This window comes from Pseudoxanthomonas sp. GW2 (genome assembly GCF_000283075.1).
Taxonomy (GTDB): domain Bacteria; phylum Pseudomonadota; class Gammaproteobacteria; order Xanthomonadales; family Xanthomonadaceae; genus Pseudoxanthomonas.
Genome location: NZ_ALIP01000022.1, coordinates 90,882 through 108,702, shown reverse-complemented (window position 1 = coordinate 108,702; position 17,821 = coordinate 90,882). Strand labels below are relative to the sequence as shown.

General features: G+C 70.9%; 20 protein-coding genes and 1 riboswitch. Of the genes, 8 read left to right on the top strand and 12 right to left on the bottom strand.

The annotated features are described in order from the left end of the window. Nucleotides 1–1,457: MCP four helix bundle domain-containing protein (locus B351_RS0102295; RefSeq protein WP_026010255.1), on the bottom strand; the 1,457-nt coding region annotated here is incomplete at its 3' end. Nucleotides 1,458–1,599: 142 nt separating this feature from the next. Between B351_RS0102295 and B351_RS18225 the strand changes: the two genes are divergently transcribed. Beyond that, nucleotides 1,600–2,004: an oxidoreductase-like domain-containing protein gene (locus tag B351_RS18225; protein WP_407059572.1), complete on the top strand. Its 405-nt coding sequence runs from the start codon at nucleotides 1,600–1,602 to the stop codon at nucleotides 2,002–2,004. On the opposite strand, the gene B351_RS0102285 is transcribed toward B351_RS18225, so the two are convergent. The 5 genes from B351_RS0102285 to B351_RS0102265 all read right to left on the bottom strand — a co-directional run bounded on the left by B351_RS0102285 (nucleotide 2,001) and on the right by B351_RS0102265 (nucleotide 7,047). After that, on the bottom strand, nucleotides 2,001–2,417 hold the full coding sequence (locus B351_RS0102285; protein ID WP_019397438.1) for an acyl-CoA thioesterase: 417 nt from the start codon (nucleotides 2,415–2,417) through the stop codon (nucleotides 2,001–2,003). The two genes, B351_RS18225 and B351_RS0102285, sit on opposite strands and share 4 nt — an antisense overlap. A 69-nt stretch (nucleotides 2,418–2,486) precedes the next feature. Next, nucleotides 2,487–2,813 (bottom strand): co-chaperone YbbN, encoded by a 327-nt coding sequence (locus tag B351_RS0102280; RefSeq protein ID WP_019397437.1) that lies wholly within the window; start codon nucleotides 2,811–2,813, stop codon nucleotides 2,487–2,489. Continuing rightward, nucleotides 2,785–3,261, bottom strand: coding sequence for a flavodoxin (locus B351_RS0102275; RefSeq protein ID WP_019397436.1), 477 nt, complete (start codon nucleotides 3,259–3,261; stop codon nucleotides 2,785–2,787). The genes B351_RS0102280 and B351_RS0102275 overlap by 29 nt, the downstream gene beginning before the upstream one ends. A gap of 118 nt (nucleotides 3,262–3,379) precedes the next feature. Next, on the bottom strand, nucleotides 3,380–4,444 hold the full coding sequence (locus tag B351_RS0102270) for a ribonucleotide-diphosphate reductase subunit beta (RefSeq protein ID WP_019397435.1): 1,065 nt from the start codon (nucleotides 4,442–4,444) through the stop codon (nucleotides 3,380–3,382). A 161-nt stretch (nucleotides 4,445–4,605) separates the two neighbouring features. Then, entirely contained in the window at nucleotides 4,606–7,047 is a 2,442-nt protein-coding gene (locus tag B351_RS0102265; RefSeq protein WP_019397434.1) for a ribonucleoside-diphosphate reductase subunit alpha, read from the bottom strand. Nucleotides 7,048–7,223: 176 nt separating this feature from the next. Further along, nucleotides 7,224–7,437, bottom strand: a riboswitch (cobalamin riboswitch). A 113-nt stretch (nucleotides 7,438–7,550) separates the two neighbouring features. Here B351_RS0102265 and B351_RS0102260 point away from each other — a divergent pair. Then, nucleotides 7,551–8,162 (top strand): DUF998 domain-containing protein, encoded by a 612-nt coding sequence (locus B351_RS0102260; protein WP_156810400.1) that lies wholly within the window; start codon nucleotides 7,551–7,553, stop codon nucleotides 8,160–8,162. Nucleotides 8,163–8,165: 3 nt separating this feature from the next. On the opposite strand, the gene zapE is transcribed toward B351_RS0102260, so the two are convergent. After that, a complete protein-coding gene (gene zapE / locus B351_RS0102255) occupies nucleotides 8,166–9,302 on the bottom strand; it encodes a cell division protein ZapE (RefSeq protein ID WP_019397432.1) in 1,137 nt (378 codons plus the stop codon). After that, on the bottom strand, nucleotides 9,299–9,964 hold the full coding sequence (locus B351_RS0102250; protein ID WP_019397431.1) for an alpha/beta hydrolase: 666 nt from the start codon (nucleotides 9,962–9,964) through the stop codon (nucleotides 9,299–9,301). The genes zapE and B351_RS0102250 overlap by 4 nt, the downstream gene beginning before the upstream one ends. A 93-nt stretch (nucleotides 9,965–10,057) precedes the next feature. On the opposite strand from B351_RS0102250, the gene B351_RS0102245 reads away from it, so the two are divergent. The 5 genes from B351_RS0102245 (at nucleotide 10,058) to B351_RS0102225 (ending at nucleotide 14,876) form a co-directional block, all read left to right on the top strand. Continuing rightward, nucleotides 10,058–10,915, top strand: coding sequence for an EamA family transporter (locus B351_RS0102245; protein ID WP_026010252.1), 858 nt, complete (start codon nucleotides 10,058–10,060; stop codon nucleotides 10,913–10,915). Between the two features lie 43 nt (nucleotides 10,916–10,958). Beyond that, the gene (queF, locus tag B351_RS0102240; protein WP_019397429.1) at nucleotides 10,959–11,777 is read left to right on the top strand and encodes an NADPH-dependent 7-cyano-7-deazaguanine reductase QueF; all 819 of its coding nucleotides are present in this window, start codon (nucleotides 10,959–10,961) and stop codon (nucleotides 11,775–11,777) included. Between the two features lie 245 nt (nucleotides 11,778–12,022). Then, entirely contained in the window at nucleotides 12,023–12,802 is a 780-nt protein-coding gene (locus B351_RS0102235) for a rhomboid family intramembrane serine protease (protein ID WP_039730770.1), read from the top strand. 84 nt (nucleotides 12,803–12,886) lie between these two features. Further along, nucleotides 12,887–13,750 carry a phosphatase PAP2 family protein gene (locus B351_RS0102230; RefSeq protein ID WP_019397427.1) on the top strand — a complete coding sequence of 288 codons (864 nt, stop codon included), beginning with the start codon at nucleotides 12,887–12,889 and terminating at the stop codon, nucleotides 13,748–13,750. Nucleotides 13,751–13,850: 100 nt separating this feature from the next. Then, nucleotides 13,851–14,876, top strand: a complete 1,026-nt coding sequence (locus B351_RS0102225; RefSeq protein ID WP_019397426.1) for a TIGR00266 family protein — start codon at nucleotides 13,851–13,853, stop codon at nucleotides 14,874–14,876. A gap of 112 nt (nucleotides 14,877–14,988) precedes the next feature. Here the strand turns inward: B351_RS0102225 and B351_RS0102220 are convergent, their stop codons facing one another. The 4 genes from B351_RS0102220 to B351_RS0102205 form a co-directional block, all read right to left on the bottom strand. Beyond that, nucleotides 14,989–15,381, bottom strand: coding sequence for a hypothetical protein (locus tag B351_RS0102220; RefSeq protein ID WP_156810399.1), 393 nt, complete (start codon nucleotides 15,379–15,381; stop codon nucleotides 14,989–14,991). Nucleotides 15,382–15,433: 52 nt separating this feature from the next. After that, the gene (locus tag B351_RS16065) at nucleotides 15,434–15,775 is read right to left on the bottom strand and encodes a hypothetical protein (protein WP_125109166.1); all 342 of its coding nucleotides are present in this window, start codon (nucleotides 15,773–15,775) and stop codon (nucleotides 15,434–15,436) included. A 98-nt stretch (nucleotides 15,776–15,873) separates the two neighbouring features. Next, nucleotides 15,874–16,278, bottom strand: coding sequence for a GFA family protein (locus B351_RS0102210; RefSeq protein ID WP_019397423.1), 405 nt, complete (start codon nucleotides 16,276–16,278; stop codon nucleotides 15,874–15,876). Nucleotides 16,279–16,309: 31 nt separating this feature from the next. After that, nucleotides 16,310–16,789 carry an Lrp/AsnC family transcriptional regulator gene (locus B351_RS0102205; RefSeq protein WP_019397422.1) on the bottom strand — a complete coding sequence of 160 codons (480 nt, stop codon included), beginning with the start codon at nucleotides 16,787–16,789 and terminating at the stop codon, nucleotides 16,310–16,312. 131 nt (nucleotides 16,790–16,920) lie between these two features. Between B351_RS0102205 and phhA the strand changes: the two genes are divergently transcribed. Continuing rightward, nucleotides 16,921–17,814: a phenylalanine 4-monooxygenase gene (phhA, locus tag B351_RS0102200; protein WP_019397421.1), complete on the top strand. Its 894-nt coding sequence runs from the start codon at nucleotides 16,921–16,923 to the stop codon at nucleotides 17,812–17,814. The last annotated feature ends 7 nt before the right edge of the window (nucleotides 17,815–17,821 follow it).

Sequence of the window (17,821 nt, the reverse complement as noted above, 5' to 3'; positions counted from 1 at the left end):
GCGGCGGTTTCCTCCAGGTTGGCGGCCTGCTGCTCGGTGCGGCGCGCCAGGTCGGCGTTGCCCTGGGAGATCTCGGCGGCGGCGGTGTTGATGCTGCCGGAAGCCTCCTGGATGCGGCCGACGATGCTGGTCAGGTTCTGCACCGTGGTGTTGGCCGCATCGCGCATCTGCGCGAACACGCCCTCGTAGTCGCCGTCCATGCGCACGGTCAGGTCGCCGTCGGCCACCGCCTGCAGCACCTGGGCCAGCGACTGCAGGCTGGTGTCGGAGGTGTGCATCAGGCGGTTGAGGTTGGCGACCATGTCGCGGAACCCGAACTCGAAACGGTCCTCGTCGCCGCGCTTGCTGAAGTCGCCATGCACCGCGGCGGCGCTGAGGGTGCCGATTTCCTCGCTGAGCGCCAGCAGGTTGGCCTTGACCCCGTCCATGGCGCTCATCAGCACGGCCTTCTCGCCAGGCACGCGCGGGAAGTCGTCGTGCAGGTCGCCACGGGCGTAGGCGCCAGCCAGGCGGCCGGCGGTGAGCGCGGCCTGGACGTGCTCGTTCACCACCGCGTTCACGACGTCCATCAGGTTGCTGTAATCGCCCTGGACCACGCTGGAATCCAGGCGCGCGGAGATCGTGCCCTGGTCGTGCTGGCGGCCCATTTCCCTGACCGCCTCGATCACGGTCTGCACCGACTCGCGGGTGCCCTGGATCGCGCGCAGGACCTCGCCGACCTCGTCGGCGCCGCCCGCCAGGTGGGCGCCGTCGAGCTTGCCGGCGGCCAGGTCACGCGCGGCGGCGGCGGCACGGCCCAGTGGGCCGGTCAGGCTGCGGGTGAACACCACGGCCAGGAACACGCCGAACACGATGGCCAGGCCCAGGACCACGAACAGCGCGGTGCGGGCACGGTTGGCGGCCACCACGGCCTCCTCGTGCGCCGCCTTCATCTGCCGGCCTTCACGCTCGACATAGGCGCTGACCGCGTCGCGCCAGCCCTTCAGGCCGGCGCCGGCCTCGCCATTGAGGTAGGTGGTAGCCTCGGCGATGCTGCCTTCCATTGCCAGCTCGGCGACATGGTCGTTCAGCGGCGCCGCGGCTTGGCGGGCCTTGTTGATGGCCGCCAGCAGGCGCTTGCCTTCCTCCCGCGCCGGCATCGCATCCAGCTTTTCGTAGGTCGCGGCGAAGTTCTCGCGCGTTTCCTTGATCCGCTGCTGCGCAGCCAGGCGCTCCTCGTCGCTCTCGGCGAGGATCATGGCCTGCATGTCGATGTTGAGCAGGTTGGCGCTGTCGTACAGCGTGTTCGCCAGCGCGGTCTTGGTGACACGTTCGACCGCGATGGTTTCCAGGTGCTTTTCCAGCGTGGAGAGGGACATCGCCGAAACCACGGCGATCGCGGCCATCAGCACCAGCAGGAAGCCAAAGCCGGCGAACATTCGCTTGCCGACGGTAAAGCGTTGGAGGAACTCGTTCATGACTGCCTCGGGGGGAGGTTGTTGCGGCTGGAGGACGGCGGAGCCGCCCGGGGCGCCTGGTCGGGGGATGCCCGGAGCCGCGCGGGCGGTTCCGGGTGTGCCCATCTATCGGCGCCCGCTGCACGGCGATTGAGCAGGCCTGATGAAGATCCTCAATACGATCGACGGTCTCTGCGGATTGGTAGCGATCCCTTGGCCCGGCGCAGCGCCGCCCGGGCGGTTGCATAGGGTCTTTCGCCGCCGGGAGTGCCGAGCTCGTCACACTATCGGTGGCGAAAATCTGAATAACAGGCGTCCGCGGCGCAGCCGGGTCGGCTGCCTGCGCGGCACGGTGATCGGCTACGCTTTCGCGATGCCACCCGACCCTGTTTTCCCGGCGGACGATCCACCGCCGCAGCCCCCGGAAAAGCCGCTGCCGTCCGAATGCTGCGAGAGCGGCTGCCCGATCTGCGTGTACGACCTCTACGCCGAAGCCCTGGACGAGTACCGCCAGGCGCTGGCCGCCTGGCAACAGCGCCATCCCGGGATCGATCCCGGGGCGGCCTAATCGGCCGCGGCGCCCGCCGGCAGCTTGGGTACCGGCGTCGGCCGGCCCAGCGGATCCAGCGCGATCATCACGAACTGCCCGCGGGTGCACAGCTTGCGCTCGCCGCTGAGCAGGTTCTCGGTGATCACCTCGACCTCGACGTTCATCGAGCTGCGGCCCACCTTCACCAGGCGCGCGATCACCTCCACCAGGTCACCCTTGTGGATCGGCTGGTTGAAGTCCACCTGCTCCGAGCGCGCGGTCACCACCGTGGTACGCGCGTAGCGCGAGGCGACGATGAAGGAGGCCATGTCCATCCACGCCAGCGCCTGGCCGCCGAACAGCGTGCCCAGGTGGTTGGTGTGGTCGGGGAAGACCATGTTCATCAGGCGCGCCTCGGTGGGGCGCGCTTCGGCGGGGACGGCTTCGGACATGGCGGCGTTCTCCCTGTTGGCCCGGCCCGATCATCGCCGATCCAGGGAAAGGCGCGCGTGAGGCGACGGCTACAGGTACGCCGCGACCGCCGCGGCCAGCTGCGCGGGGCCTTGGAAGCCCGGCAGCCGCGCCGTCTCCACCCCATCGCGGAACAGCGCCAGGGTCGGGGTCTGGCGCAGGCCCAGGCCGCGGAAGAAGTCCTCGCCAACCTCCTCCAGCTTCACCTTCAGCAGCACCAGGCCCTGCGCGGCCGGCTCGGTGGCGAACCTGCGCAGCGCAAGATCGAGCATGGTGCAGCCCGGGCAGGCGTCCTTCCAGTAGTCCACCAGCAGGCGGGGATGGGCCGCCAGCGCGGCGGCATGGGCCTCAGGCGAGGCGGCGTGCAGGATCTGCATGGGCAGCGGCTCCGGTGGCGGCCAGCACCTGGTCGGTCCAGCGGGCGATGGCCAGCGCATCGCGCTGCCCATGCGGCATCTGCTCGATTTCCAGGCGCGGGAAGGGTGAATCGAAGAAGCGGGCGATGCGCCGCACCGCGCCGCAGTAGTACTCCTCGCCCCACTGGGTCTCGCCGGTGCCAAACACGGCCACGTTGGCCGGCTTGCCCACGGCCGCGACCAGGTCGGCGATGAACTGCTTCATCTCCGCCGGCGTGCGCCCGCCGTTGTCGGTCCAGCTGCCCAGCAGGTAGAGGTCATGGCGCGGATCGCCCGCGTCGGCCAGCGCGTGCAATCCCGCCTCCAGCCAGGTCACGGCGTGGCCATGCGCCTCGCAGTGCCCACGCACCTGCCGTGCGAGGTCGCGGGTGTTGCCGCTGAGGGAGGCGTAGGCGATCAGGAGGCGCATGAAGGCCGGGATTGGTGACTGGTGATTGGTCATTCGTGATTCGTGATTCGTGATTCGTGCAGGAGCGTGATGGCCTTGCTTTTTCCAATCACCAATGACCAATCACGAATCACGCGCCTCACAGCTCATCGAATCCGTTGTCCGCGTTGGTCTTCTTGTACGAGGCGTTGCGCATCTCGAAGAAGTCGGTCTTGGTCTGGGTGAAGTTGTCGGCGTAGGCGCGGATCCAGGGCATGACGTTGTCGGTGGTCTCCGCGTAGAGGGACTCGATGCCCAGCATCCCGGCCATCTTGTTCGCGCGGTACTTCACGTAGCGGATCATCTCGTCCACGTCGATGCCGTCGATCCCGTCCAGCACTTCGCCGGTCCACTGCGTCTCCAGCTCGATGGCGTGGCGGAAGGCGACGTGCACGTAGTCGGTCAGCTCGTCGGTCTGCAGCTCCGGGTGCTCGCCGACGATGGCGCGGATCACCTCGCTGATGAACTTGGTGTGCGCCAGCTCGTCGCGGTTGATGAAGCTGATGATCTTGCCGGTGCCGGCCATCCGGTTCTGCCGCACCAGGTTGTAGAAGTAGGCAAAGCCGGAATAGAAGTTGATGCCTTCCAGGATCGAGGACTGGATCAGCGCGCGCAGCAGGGTCTCGGCGGTCTTCTCGCGCATGAAGTCCTCGTACGCGGCCATGATCGGCGCGTTGCGGCGCAGGATGGTCGGGTGGGTGCGCGCGATCTCGAACACGCGGTTCTGGTTGGCCAGGTCGGTGATCGAGGCCAGCACGTAGCTGTAGCTCTCGTTGTGGATCACTTCCTGCTGGCCGATGATCGCCGCGTTGGCATGCGCCGCCGGATCGGTGATGTACTCGGCCACGTTGTAGATGAAGCGGGTCTGCGGCGAATCCAAGGTGGCCAGCAGGCCGATGATCGAGTCGAAGGCGTTCTTCTCGCGCGCCGACAGCTCGCCGTACTGGCGTGCATCGCCCTTCATGTCGACCTCGTCCGGGATCCAGAAGTTGGTCGAGAGCTCCTTGTAGGCGCGGTAGAACGACGGGTAGGGGATGTCGTTCCAGTTGAGGATGCCCGAGGTGGTCCCGTTGATGATCCCGGTCGAACGGTTGGGATGGCGCGGCTCGAGGATGCGGATGCGGTCCAGCCGGGTAGCGGTACGCGGTGCGGCAACAGTAGTCATGGTCGTTCTCTCTCTGCTGGTTGCCGACCGCAACCAGCGTTCTGGAGGAAAGCCCCCCTGAGTCAGGGGGGCGCGCCGAAGGCGCGGGGGTATGGAGGCTGATGAGCGGGACCCACGGTTCGCAGCGCGAACCGTGGAACCTGACTAGCGCGAACGCGCGGTCAGCTACTGCACCATTCGCACTCGGCCACGTCGATATCGTTCGAGCGCACGTAGTACGTCGTCTTCAGCCCCTGCCGCCAGGCCTCCAGGTGCAGCTCCAGCAGCACCGAAGCGCGGATCGATGAAGGCACGTAGAGGTTGAAGCTGATTGCCTGGTCCACGTGGCGCTGGCGGCGCGCGTTCTGCCGCACCGAGGCGAACTGGTCCACCTTCCACGCGCCCTTCTCGTAGTAGGGCCAGGTTTCCAGCGACAGGCCGGGTGCGGCCACCGGGCGCCGGTAGTCCTTCTTTTCCTCGTAGTAGAACGCCGAGTAGACCGGGTCGATCGAGGCGCTGGAGCCGGCGATCTGCGCGGTGGACATGTTCGGCCCCACCGCCAGCAGCCAGCCGTTGCGCAGGCCGTTGACCGCCACCTGAGCGGCCAGGTCCAACCACTCGGGCGAGTTGTAGCCGCGTTCGCGGAAGTAGGCGCCGGTGTGCCAGTCGCTGCCGGGGAAGGCCGGGTAGGTGCCCTTTTCCTTCGCCAGCTCCATGCTGGCCTGGATCGCCAGGCGGTTGATCCGCTCGTACAGCGCGTCGCTGTAGTCCTCGGCCTCCTTCGAATCCCAGTGGATGCCCTTGAGTGCAAGCAGGTGGTGCCAGCCGAAGGTGCCCAGGCCGATCGCGCGGTACTTGCGGTTGGTGATGGTCGCCTGCGGCACCGGCAGCTGGTTGAGGTCGATGACGTTGTCGAGCATGCGCACCTGGATCGGTACCAGGCGCTCGAGCACGTCGCTGATCAGGTCGCCCTGGCCCTCGGCCTGGACCACCGCGCGGCCCAGGTTGATCGAGGACAAGTTGCAGACCACGAAGTCGCCAGCCTGCCTGGTGGTCACGATCTGGTTGCCGGAGATGACCTCCTGGATCATCCGGGTCGGACTCTGGTTCTGGAGGATCTCGGTGCACAGGTTGGACGAGTACACCATGCCGCAGTGCTTGTTTGGGTTCTTCCGGTTGACCTCGTCGCGGTAGAACATGAACGGGTTGCCGGTCTCCAGCTGCGAGACCATGATCCGCTTGAACAGGTCGATCGCCTTGACCGTCCTGCGGCCGATGCGCTCGTCCTCGACCAGCTCCTGGTACTTGCTGCGGAAGCTGCCCTCGCCGCGCTTTTCGTCGTAGAAGTCCTGCAGGTACCAGCCCTTGGCCTGCTTCACCTCGTGCGGGTCGAACAGGTACCAGTCGCCGCGCCGCTCCACCGCCTCCATGAACAGGTCCGGGATGCACACCGCGGTGAATACGTCGTGCGCGCGCAGGCGCTGGTCGCCGTTGTTGAGGCGCAGGTCGAGGAACGCCTCGATGTCGCGGTGCCAGATGTCCAGGTACACCGCCACCGCGCCCTTGCGCTGGCCCAGCTGGTCCACCGAGACGGCGGTGTTGTTGAGCTGCTTGATCCACGGCACCACGCCGCCGGAGGAGTTGGGCACGCCGCGGATCGGCGCGCCGGCGGCGCGCACGTAGCCCAGGTATGCGCCCACGCCGCCGCCGCCCTTGGACACGCGGGCGATGTCGGTGTTGGAGTCGTAGATGCCCTGCAGGCTGTCGTCGACGGTGTCGATGAAGCAGCTGGACAGCTGGCCGCCGACCTTGCCCGCGTTCTGCAGGGTCGGGGTGGCCACGGTCATGTACAGGTTGGACAGCGCCCAGTACGCCTCGCCCACCAGCTGCATGCGTCGCTCACGGGGCTTTTCGTCCTGCATCAGGTACAGCGCGATGGTCAGCCAGCGCTCCTGCGGCAGCTCGTAGACGTTGCGCGCCGCGTCGGTGGCCAGGTAGCGGGTCGCCAGCAGGTACAGGCCGTTGTAGGTGAACAGCTTGTCCCGCTCCGGGTCGACCAGGCGGCCGGCCTCCTCCAGCTCCTCCTTGGAATAGGCGCGCAGGATGTCGTTGGAATAGATGCCGCGGTCGGCCAGGCTCTCCTGCAGGCCGACATAGGAACCGTACTTCTGTGCCACGTCGTAGAAGCGGTTGCGGCTGGCGCGCTTGTACAGGCGGCGAAGGTACAGGCGCGCGGCGAAGTACTCCCATTCCGGCGCGGCCAGGTCCACGCGCGCCTCCGCCTCGCGGATCAGGTGGTCGACCAGGTCGTCGGCCGACAGCGCTTGCTTGCGCGCGACGAAGCCCAGTACCGCGCGCTTGTAGCCGTCGATCTCAAGCTGCGGGAACTCGGCGTGGATGGCATCGATGCTGCGCTCCAGGCGCGCCGGGTCGAATGGCAGGCGGCGGTTGCCGGCCTCCTTGGTGATCCAGGTGGTGGCTGCCGGCGGCGGGGCCGGTGCGGCCGCGCGCACGGCGGCCGGGGTGGGAACCGGGGCGTCGGCAAGCGCGTCGCCGGTGGCGGCCATGGCCGCGGTGGCCGGGGCCGCGTCGGCGACCAGTGAGGGGGTGTCCTGGGATGTCATGCGCATCCTCCGTGGCGTGATGCACCCCGCGTCCCTCCCTCGGGGAACGCGGATCCGGTGCGGATGCGGAGGATGCGAAGGCAGCGTCGCAACGGCCGCGACGCAGCGCGGCTGCGGCGGACCCTGCTTCGCCAGTCTTCCCCCCTCCGGGGATTCCGTGACCGGCACCGCGCGGTGTGCTTGGCGCGGCTGTCGGCAGGTCTTCGGACTTCCGGACGTGGAGGTTTCCCTCCGCCTACTTCCGCCGCTTCCCAGGCCTTGGCCCAGTGCGTTGGTGCGGGTTCGTTTCCGGTTACCGCTGCGGGGCAGTGCCGGATTCGCCTTGCGGCCCACCGGACTTCCCTTTTAAACCCGCGCCGCGGCGCGGGTACCGACGCGACACAAGATAGTGGGGTACCAGGATCATGGCAACCCCATATCTCGGAACAGGTACCCTGTTGGCGGACTCGTCCGGGCCGCCGCCTGCGCCAGCCCCGCGCATTTGCGACACTGCCGGCATGCGCATGCCTGCCCCCGACCCCAGGTCCGTGGCCAGCCCCCTGGTGCTGGGCAGCCTCGCCCACTTCCTGCTGGCCGCGGTGGCGGTGCAGGCGCTGCGCCCGGAATACGACCCCTGGCTGGCGCCGCTGAGCCTGTACCTGTCCGGTGCCTGGAGCGCGTGGCTGCGCGCGGCGTACTACGGCCTGGCCCTGGGCATCGTGCTGCTGGCGCTGGAACTGCGGCGCACGCTGGAGCCGTGGGCGCGCTACGCGCTGGTGCCCGTGCTGCTGTGCGGCGGCGCGCTGGCGCTGGCGGCCACCGCCGCCTGGCCGGGACCGGCACCCGGGTACCCGGTGGACGACCTGGAGGCGCTGGTCCACCGCATCGCGGCGATGGCCGCGTTCCTGCTGGTCGGCAGCGGCATGCTGCTGCAGTCCGCTGCGCTGCACCGCGATCCGCACTGGCGCGGACGGGCCCTGGCGGCGCTGCTGCTGGCGCTGCTGGCCTTCGCCGGGCTGTGGCTGCACGCGTTGTGGCGCGAGCTGCCGCGCGGGGCCTCGCAGAAAGCGGTGGTCGCGCTGTACCTGTCCTGGCTGTGGCTGTGCGCCTGGCGCCTGCGCACGGCGCCGCGCTGAGGCTCAGGCGCGGTGCGGGGTGGCCAGGTACTCGGCGCTCTGCATCTCGATCAGGCGCGAAGCGGTGCGCTCGAACGCGCCGCCCAGGCGCTGGCCTTCGTACAGTTGCGGCGGGGCCGCGTCGGCGGTGCACACCAGGTTGACCTGGCGGTCGTACAGCTCGTCAACCAGGTTGACGAAGCGCCGTGCCGCGTCCTCGTTCACCGCGCCCATGCGCGGGATGCCGCCCAGCAGCACGGTGTTGAACTCGCGCGCGATCTCGATGTAGTCGGTGGTGCCGCGCGGGCCGTCGCACAGCGCGGCGAAGTCGAACCAGGCGATGCTCTTGCCGCGGCCGCGCACCGGGATCTTGCGGCCGTCGATCTCGATGTTGCCGCCGTGCGCCGCGTCGCCGCCGCTGAGCTCGCGCCAGCGCTCCGCCAGCCAGGCCTCCGCGCCCGCGTCCAGCGGCGCGCGGTAGACCGGGGAACGGGTCAGCGCGCGCAGGCGGTAATCCTCCTGGCCGTCCGAGCGCAGCACCACGCAGTGCTGCTGCAGCAGCGCGATCGCCGGCAGGAAGCCGGCGCGCTGCAGGCCGTCGCGGTACAGGTTCTCCGGCGCGGTGTTGGAGGTGGTCACCAGGGTCACGCCCTCGGCGAACATCCGCTCCAGCAGGCGCGCCAGCAGCATGGCGTCGCCGATGTCGGTGACGAAGAACTCGTCCAGCACCAGCACCTTCAGCGCGCCGCGCCAGCGCCGGGCGATGTGCGCCAGCGGGTCGGCCTCGCCGGCGTGCTCGCGCAGGCGCTCGTGCACGCCGCGCATGAAGCGGTGGAAGTGGGTGCGGTACTTGCCGTTGCTGACCTGCGGCTTGCCCGTGCCCGGCGAGTACACCGGCAACGGCAGCGATTCGTAGAACAGGTCGACCACGAAGGTCTTGCCGCGCCCGACCTCGCCCCAGTAGTACAGGCCGCGCACCGGCGCCGCCGGGCGCGCGAACAGGCGCGACAGCAGGCCGCCGGAAGGCGGCGCCAGCAGCGCCTGGTGGATGCGGTCCAGCTCGCGCAGGGCCGGGTGCTGCGCCGGGTCGTCGCGCCAGCGCCCGGCCGCGGCGCCCTCGGCGTAGACCTGCGAGGGGGTGCGCACGCCGCTTGCGCTCATGCCTGCGACAGCCAGCCCTTGACCTCGTGCTGGATGGCGCCGCGCAGGTCGATCAGCTTGCGGTGGAAGAAGTGGCTGGTCTCGGGCATGCGCACCAGCTGCGGCTTGCGCGGCAGCGAATCGATCCAGTCGTACACCGCCTGCGGGTCGACGATCTCGTCCTGGTCGCCCTGCACCACCAGCCACGGCACCTCGGGGATCTGGATGCCGGAGAAGTCCCAGCCGCGTCCGGCCACCGGCGGCGCGATCGAGATCAGCGCATCGGGCGCCAGCTCGGCGGCGCTGGACAGGCTGACGTAGGAGCCGAAGCTGAACCCGGCCAGCCACAGCGTCTGGCCCGGGCGCGCGGCGCGCACCCAGTCCACCACCGCGCGCAGGTCCTCGCGCTCGCCGACGCCGCGGTCGAACTCGCCCTCGGAGGCGCCGGTGCCGCGGAAGTTGAAGCGCACCGTGGTCGCGCCCAGCTCGCGCAGCGCGCGCGCGACCATGGTCACCACCTTGTTGTGCATGGTCCCGCCCTCGGTCGGCAGCGGGTGGCAGACCACCGCCACCAGCGGGCGGGCGTCGCCCGGTTCGGGCAGGTCCACGGCCACCTCCAGCGCGCCGGCCGGGCCGGGCAACATCAGGGTGGTCGACTCGTCGGGGAAGGCGCTTGCGGTCATGCGCACATGATACAGACCGGCCGCGCGGCGCCGGTGTGGCTGCCGCGCCCGCCACTCGGCGACAATGGCGCCTTCCCGCCCGCCTCCCCGCGCATGCATTTCCTCCTGCTCAGCGTGACCTGCAGCGTCCTGGTCTCGGTGCTGCTGAAGCTGGCGCCGCGCCGCGGCTGGGACGTGGGCCAGATGGTCACCTGGAACTACCTGGCCGCGGCCCTGCTGTCGGCCTGGCTGCTCAAGCCGCCGGCGGCCGCCCTGCACCAGCCTGGCGCACCCTGGGGTGCGCTGCTGGTGCTGGCGGCGCTGCTGCCGACCCTGTTCCTGGTGCTGGCCGCGGCGGTGCGCCACGCCGGCATCGTGCGCACCGACGTGGCCCAGCGGCTGTCGTTGCTGCTGTCGCTGGCCGCGGCCTTCGTGTTCTTCGGTGAGCGCGCCGGGGCGATGAAGCTGGCCGGCCTCGGCCTGGGCCTGCTGGCGGTGCTGGGCATCCTGGCACGCCCGGCCGGTGCGCCCTCCGGCAGTCGCGGCTGGCTCCTGCTGCTGGCGGTATGGGCCGGCTTCGCCGTGGTCGACGTGGTGCTCAAGCGCCTGGCCATGGCCGGCACCCCGGCATCGGCCGCGCTGCTGGTGGCCTTCGTGCTGGCGTTCTTCGGCATGTCCGCCTGGCAGCTGTGGCGGATGCTGGCGCAAGGCATGCGCCCGGGGCTGCGCCACGCCGCCGCGGGCCTGGCCCTGGGGCTGCTCAACTTCGGCAACATCGTGTTCTACGTGCGCGCCCACCAGGCGCTGCCGGACAGCCCGGCCACGGTGTTCGCGACCATGAACATCGGCGTGGTCGTGGCCGGCACCCTGGTCGGCGTGCTGGCCTTCGGCGAACCCACCTCCCGGCTCAACCGCGCCGCCATCGCCCTGGCCATCGCCGCCATCGCCCTGATCGCGCTGGCGCCGCGCTGAGGCGGACAAGCGCCGTGCAGGCGCGCTTCCCTAGAATGTGCCGATGAATACCCCGCACGATTCCAGCCTCGGCCGCGAGGTCGCCTACCCGACCCGCTACGACCCGACGCTGCTGTTCCCGATCCCGCGCGCCGGCGCCCGCGCCGAACTGGGCCTGCAGGCAGGCGCGGCGCTGCCATTCACCGGCCACGACCGCTGGCATGCCTACGAACTGGGCTGGCTGGACGGCCGCGGCCGCCCGCAGGCGGCCACCGCGACCGTGCTGGTGCCGGCCGATTCGCCCTGCCTGGTCGAGTCCAAGTCGTTCAAGCTGTACCTCAACTCGCTCAACGGCGAGCGCTTCGCCGATGCCGGCGCGCTGCGCGCACGCATCGCCGCGGACCTGTCGCAGGCGGCCGGCGCCGCGGTGCGGGTGGAGTTCGGCCTGCCGCCGATGGCGGCAGGCGCCGAAGGCGCCAGCATCGACGATGCCGACGTGGACATCGACCACTACGGCCCGCCGCAGGCGGAAGTGCTGCGCGCCGATCCGGCCGAGGTGGCCGAGGAATACCTGCACTCGGGCCTGCTCAAGTCCAACTGCCCGGTGACCGGCCAGCCGGACTGGGGCAGCGTGCACCTGCGCTACCGCGGCCCGCGCATCGACCGCGGCAGCCTGCTGCGCTACCTGGCCGGCTACCGCGAGCATGCCGGCTTCCACGAGCAGTGCGTGGAGCAGATCTTCCTGGACGTGCTGGCCCGCTGCCGGCCGCAGTGGCTGTCGGTGGAGGCGCGCTATACCCGCCGCGGCGGCCTGGACATCAACCCCTGGCGCGCCACCCCGGGGCAGCCGGCGCCGGCGCCGCTACGCGACCTGCGGCAGTAACCGCGGCCGCCCAATGCCGGCTTCACGGGTCACAGATGAAACGTTAACGACGCCTGTGACAACGTTGCGCCGTGCATTGGTCCGGCGCCTGGCAGGGTGGCCGCCGGACCCGGCGACCGGGCTCTCCCGGTGCTGCCTTCTCTCTCTCCCGGCAGGGTGAGTGGCTCCTTGGGCGCGCCCTCCCGCGCCCTTCTTTTTGTCCGGACCCGGTTGATTCGGCGCCAGGCAGGCGCCATGCAGGGTTCATGGACGCCCCTACCGAACCCATGCCCCAGGCCGGCAGCGACCGGCGCAGGATCCTGCGCGCCTTCAACGCCAGCCTGGCCTTCGTGTTCCTGCTGCTGGTGGTGTTCGTTTCCCAGCCCGGGCTGGACGTGCGCGCCCTGGCAGTGGCGCCGCGCGACATCGGCCAGTGGATCGGCCTGCTCGCCGCGCCGTTGCTGCACGGCTCGCCGGAGCACCTGGGCGCCAATGCCGGCGCGATCCTGATCCTCGGCACCCTCGCCGGCGCGGTGTATCCGCGCGCCACCCTGCGCGCACTGCCGCTGCTGTGGCTGGGCTCGGGCCTGGGCGCCTGGCTGCTGGGCGATCCGGGCAGCCGCCACCTCGGCGCCAGCGGCCTGACCCATGGCCTGATGTTCATGGTCGCCGTGCTGGGCCTGCGCCGGCGCGACCGCGCCTCGATCGCCGCCGGCATGATCGGCTTCCTGTTCTACGGCAGCATGCTGGTGACCGTGCTCCCGCACGAGCCCGGGGTGTCGTGGCAGTCGCATCTGGGCGGGGCGCTGGCAGGCCTGCTCGCCGGCCTGCTGTGGTGGCGCGCGGACCCGCTGCCGCCACGCCCGCGCTACAGCTGGGAGGACGAAGAGGAGGACGCCGGCTCCCCCCAGGCCGGCACCGACGCCGACACCCTGGAACCCCCGCCGCCGCGCGACGTGCCGGTGCTGTGGCACCGTCGGCCACCGGTGCGCGGCGTGGTGCTGCGCTTCCCGCCGCCGCGGCGCGGACCTCCCGCGGAGCCCTGAGCCCGGCGGCATGACCGCCCGCACATCCGCGCCCACGGTGGGCCGCGGATAATCGGCGGCCTGTTCCCCTGCGCAGGACCTCCCATGCCTTCCGCTTCCGCCCCCGCGCCGGCCCGCTCGCGGCGGGCCCTGGTTCCCGTCCTGCTTGGCGCCGCGCTGGCCGCGTGCAGCGCGCGCCCCACCCCGCCCGCGCCCGCACTGGCCGCCGACGGCGTGCCGGAAAGCCGGCCCGGCTGGGCCATCGGCTACCTGCCCGACGCCGCCGTGCCCGACAGCCTGGCCCTGCTGCCGCCGCCGCCGTCCGGAGAAGCGGCCGCGCTGGACCAGGCGCGCATGCAAGCGGCGCTGGCGCTGCACGGTACCCCGCGCTTCGCCCAGGCCGCGGTGGACGCGGAGCTGCAGTTCCCGCAGGCCGCGCCGCTGTTCGCCTGCGCCCTGGGCGTGGAGATCGACCTGCAACACACCCCGGCCACCTGGCGCCTGCTGCGCCGCAGCCTGGCCGATGCTTCCCGCTCCACCCGCAAGGCCAAGGACCACTACAAGCGCCCGCGGCCGTTCCTGGCCAACCACGCGCCCACCTGCACCCCGCAGGACGAGGCACGCCTGGCGCACAGTGGTTCCTATCCCTCCGGGCATACCGCGATCGGCACGCTGTGGTCGCTGGTGCTGGCGCAGGCCGCGCCGGGCCACAGCGATGCCCTGCTGGCGCGCGGCCGCGCCTTCGGCGAGAGCCGGGTGGTGTGCAACGTGCACTGGACCAGCGACGTGGTCGAGGGCCGCTTCATGGGCATGGCCACCTTCGCCCGGCTGCAGGCCGAGCCGGCGTTCCAGGCCGACCTGGCCGCCGCGCGCCGCGAGCTCGCTGCCGCGCGCGCCGCCGGCCGCGTACCGCAACGCGACTGCGCCGCCGAAGCCGCGGTGCTGCAGGTGGCCGCCAACCCTGGCTGAACACCGGGCGTGGCCCCTGGTGCCGAGCTGACATCCGGCACCTGCGCATCCCGGCGCGCGGTCCTAGACTCGGCCCGCGATTCCCCCCCAGGAGGCCGCCATGACCCAGTGGTACCTGCACGACCCCGCGAGCAACCGCCGCCTCGGCCCCATGGACACCGACAGCGCGCGCGCCGAGGCCGCGCGCAACCCCGGCCTGCTGGCCTGGCGCGAGGGCATGGGCGACTGGCTGCCGGTGCGCAACATCGCCGAGCTGGTCGACGGCGTGCCCGGCGACCCGGCCGCCACGCCGCCGCCGCTGCCGCGCAATGCCGGCCGCGCCCGCGCCGACGAGATCGAGTTCCGCATCCACGGCCAGGAGATGCAGTTCGTCGAGATCGAGCTGGATCCGGGCGAGAGCGCCATCGCCGAGGCCGGCGCGCTGATGTTCAAGGACGCCGCGGTGCAGATGGACACCATCTTCGGCGACGGCTCGCACCGCGGCCAGGGCGGCGGCTTCATGGACAAGCTGCTGGCGGCCGGCAAGCGCGTGATCACCGGCGAGAGCCTGTTCACCACCATGTTCACCCACACCGGCAGCGGCAAGGCCAAGGTGGCCTTCGCCGCGCCCTACCCGGGCACGGTGCTGGCGATGAAGCTGGACGAGCACGGCGGCCGCATCATCTGCCAGAAGGACAGCTTCCTGGCCGGCGCGCGCGGCGTGCAGGTCGGCGTGCATTTCCAGCGCCGCATCCTCACCGGCCTGTTCGGCGGCGAGGGCTTCATCATGCAGAAGCTCGAGGGCGACGGCTGGGTGTTCATCCATGCCGGCGGCTGCGTGGTCGAGCGCGAGCTGGCCGCCGGCGAGCGCATCGACGTGGATACCGGCTGCGTGGTCGGCTACCACGCCAGCGTCAGCATGGACGTGCGCCCGGTCGGCGGCATCAAGAGCATGCTGTTTGGCGGCGAGGGCGTGTTCCTGGCCACCCTGACCGGACCGGGCAAGGTCTGGCTGCAGTCGCTGCCGTTCTCGCGCCTGGCCGGACGCATGCTGCAGGCCGCGCCGCAGGCCGGCGGCCATAACCGCGGCGAAGGCTCGGTGCTGGGCGGGCTGGGCCGCATCCTGGACGGCGACAACCGCTTCTGACACCACGCGGCGCGGCCGCCCCGTCCGCGCCGGCGTCATTGGCTACCGTCGTCCTGCCCGCCGGGCGACGGGAGCGCGCCACGCGTCCTGCTGCACCTGACCGGGTGAAGCGTCAGGCCGACGAGCGACGGCGTGCAAAGTCCAGGCGGGCGAGTGCCCAGCACGCCGGCACCGCAACAAGCTGGCAGAACAGCCAGATGCCAGTGGCCGTATCCGGCCACGCCGCCGCCGGCAGCAGGACGTCGCAAGCGGCAAGCGCCAGCACGACGGCGACAGGCGCCAGCACGATCAAGGCCGCACGCACCGAGCGGCCGAACGGACCGGCCCCGGGGCTGCGCATCAAGGCAAACAGGGCCGGCCAGCCATGCAGCAGCGCCAGCACGAAGCTGACCACCAGTGCCCGCGATGGCGCCTGTCCTTCGGTGCCTACGAACTTGAGCCACCAGAGCGCCGCAAACAGCGCTGCGGACAGGAGGCCGAGAACTGGAACCTTCCAGTCGCGCACTGACCCGACCTGCTGCCTGGCACCTGGAGCCAACTCGCGCCGCAAGGCAGCGTCACCGCGGCGCGGGCACCGCGCCGATGGCGATGCCGGTATTGCAGTCGATGCGCAGCGCCTGGCGCGCGGACAGGCCGTAGCGCGGCGTCGTTTCCGGCGTGTAGTCGCCCAGGCCGCCGGTGGAGCGCAGCAGGCGCAGGCGGGTGCCGTCGCGCGGATCCAGCAGCGGGCTGCGGCAGGCCGGCCCGGCCACCGGCGAGGTGGCGCCGGTAGCGGCGTCGAGCACCTGGAAGCGCGGGGGCAGGTCGGTGATTGCGCCCGGGTCGGCGCGATCCGGCCATGCGCTGGCGCAGGAAGCCAGCAGCAGGGTGGCTGCGGCGGTCAACAGCAACGGTTTCATGGCGTCCCCCTTGCCTGTGTGTCCACGGACCGGGGCAGGGGGATTATCGACGCTGCAAGGCGCCGCGCACCCGTGCCGTCGGCCATCCCCCGGGACGCTCAGCCGGGCGCGCGGTCGGAGGGATGGTTGATGCCGTCGCTGGTCGGCACCTCGCCCAGGTCGAAAGGATTGATGCCCTCCAGGCAGGCGACGTTGAGCCCGTACTCGTTGGGGTCCGAGCGCCGCTGGTGGTGGGTGTGGATGCCGCATATGCCGCAGAACCAGTGGCGCGCGGTCATGGTGTTGAACTGGTACAGGCGCAGGTGCTCCCGGCCGGCGGCCACGCGCAGGCGGTGCAGCGGCACGGTGGCCACGATCGTGCCCTTGCGCCGGCACAGCGAGCAGTCGCAGCGGCGCGGGTCGACCACGCCGTCCGGCAGTTCCACCTCCAGCCGCACCGCGCCGCAGTGGCAGCTGGCGCGGTGCACCGGCTGGATCGGCACGCCTCCGATGACCTTGTACATGGCAACTCCCGCCGGGCAGGTTGCCGCCACCTTAGCGCCGCGGCAGTGGCAGGCCGCGGGATTCCTTCACGGTGCGCAGCACGAAGCTGGAGTTCACGTCGGCCACCCCGGTGTTGTTGAGCAGGCGGTCGAGCAGGAAGCGCGAGAAGTGCTCCAGGTCCTCGACGTAGACGTGCAGCAGGTAGTCCATGTCGCCGGTCAGGGCATGGCAGGCCACCACCTCCTCCCAGTCCTGCACATGGGCGACGAAGCGGTCGATGCCGGGCGTGCCGTGCTTCTCCAGCTGCACCCGGACGAAGGCCTGCAGGCCCAGGCCCAGCGCGCGCGGGTCCAGGCGCGCGCCGTAGCCGGTGACCACCCCGGAGGCCTCCAGCCGCTGGATCCGGCGCAGGCAGGCCGAGGGGCTGAGGTTCACCCGCGCCGCCAGTTCGGCATTGGCGGCGCGGCCTTCCTGTTGCAGCAGGGCCAGCAGGCGCAGGTCGGTGCGGTCGAGTTCGACGGTGGCGGCCATTCGTTGCATTGCACCACGGTTATGACGCAACAACATTGCGCCAGGCGCCGGGATATCCGCAACTTTGCAACCCGGTTGCGCGGGATCGGTCCTAGGCTGGGGGACGCCCCGCCAGTTCCGGAGACCCCGCCATGGCCACGCCCCGCCGCGTCGAATCCGAACGCCTGCAGACCGACAAGGGCTATGTCCCGGTCTACACCACCGCCATCGTCGAGCAGCCCTGGGACGACTACAGCGCCGACGACCACGCCACCTGGGGCACGCTCTACGAGCGCCAGCGCAGGCTGCTGGTCGGCCGCGCCTGCGACGAGTTCCTGCGGGCCCAGGACGCGATGGGCATGGACGCGCGCGCGATCCCGCGCTTCGCCCAGCTCAACGAGGTGCTGGGCGCGACCACCGGCTGGACCCTGGTGGGCGTCGAGGGCCTGCTGCCGGAGCTGGATTTCTTCGAGCACCTGGCCAACCGCCGCTTCCCGGTCACCTGGTGGATCCGGCGCCCGGAGCAGATCGACTACATCGCCGAACCGGACCTGTTCCACGACCTGTTCGGCCACGTCCCGCTGCTGATGGACCCGGTGTTCGCCGACTACATGCAGGCATACGGCCGCGGCGGGGTGAAGGCGCACGGCATCGGCCCGGAGGCGCTGCAGAACCTGACCCGGCTGTACTGGTACACGGTGGAGTTCGGCCTGGTGCGCCAGGCCGGCGGGCTGCGCATCTACGGCGCCGGCATCGTGTCCTCGGCGGGCGAGTCGCAGTATTCGCTGGAGTCGGACGCGCCCAACCGGATCGGCTTCGACCTGGAGCGGATCATGCGCACCCGCTACCGGATCGACACCTACCAGAAGACGTATTTCGTGATCGACAGCTTCCAGCAGCTGATGGACGCCACCGCGCCGGACTTCACCCCGGTCTACGCGCGCCTGGCCGGGCTGCCGGCGCTGCCGGCCGGCGCGGTGCGCGACGGCGACCGCGTCCTGCACCGCGGCAGCGGCGAGGGCTGGGCCGAGGACGGCGACGTCTGAACCGGCG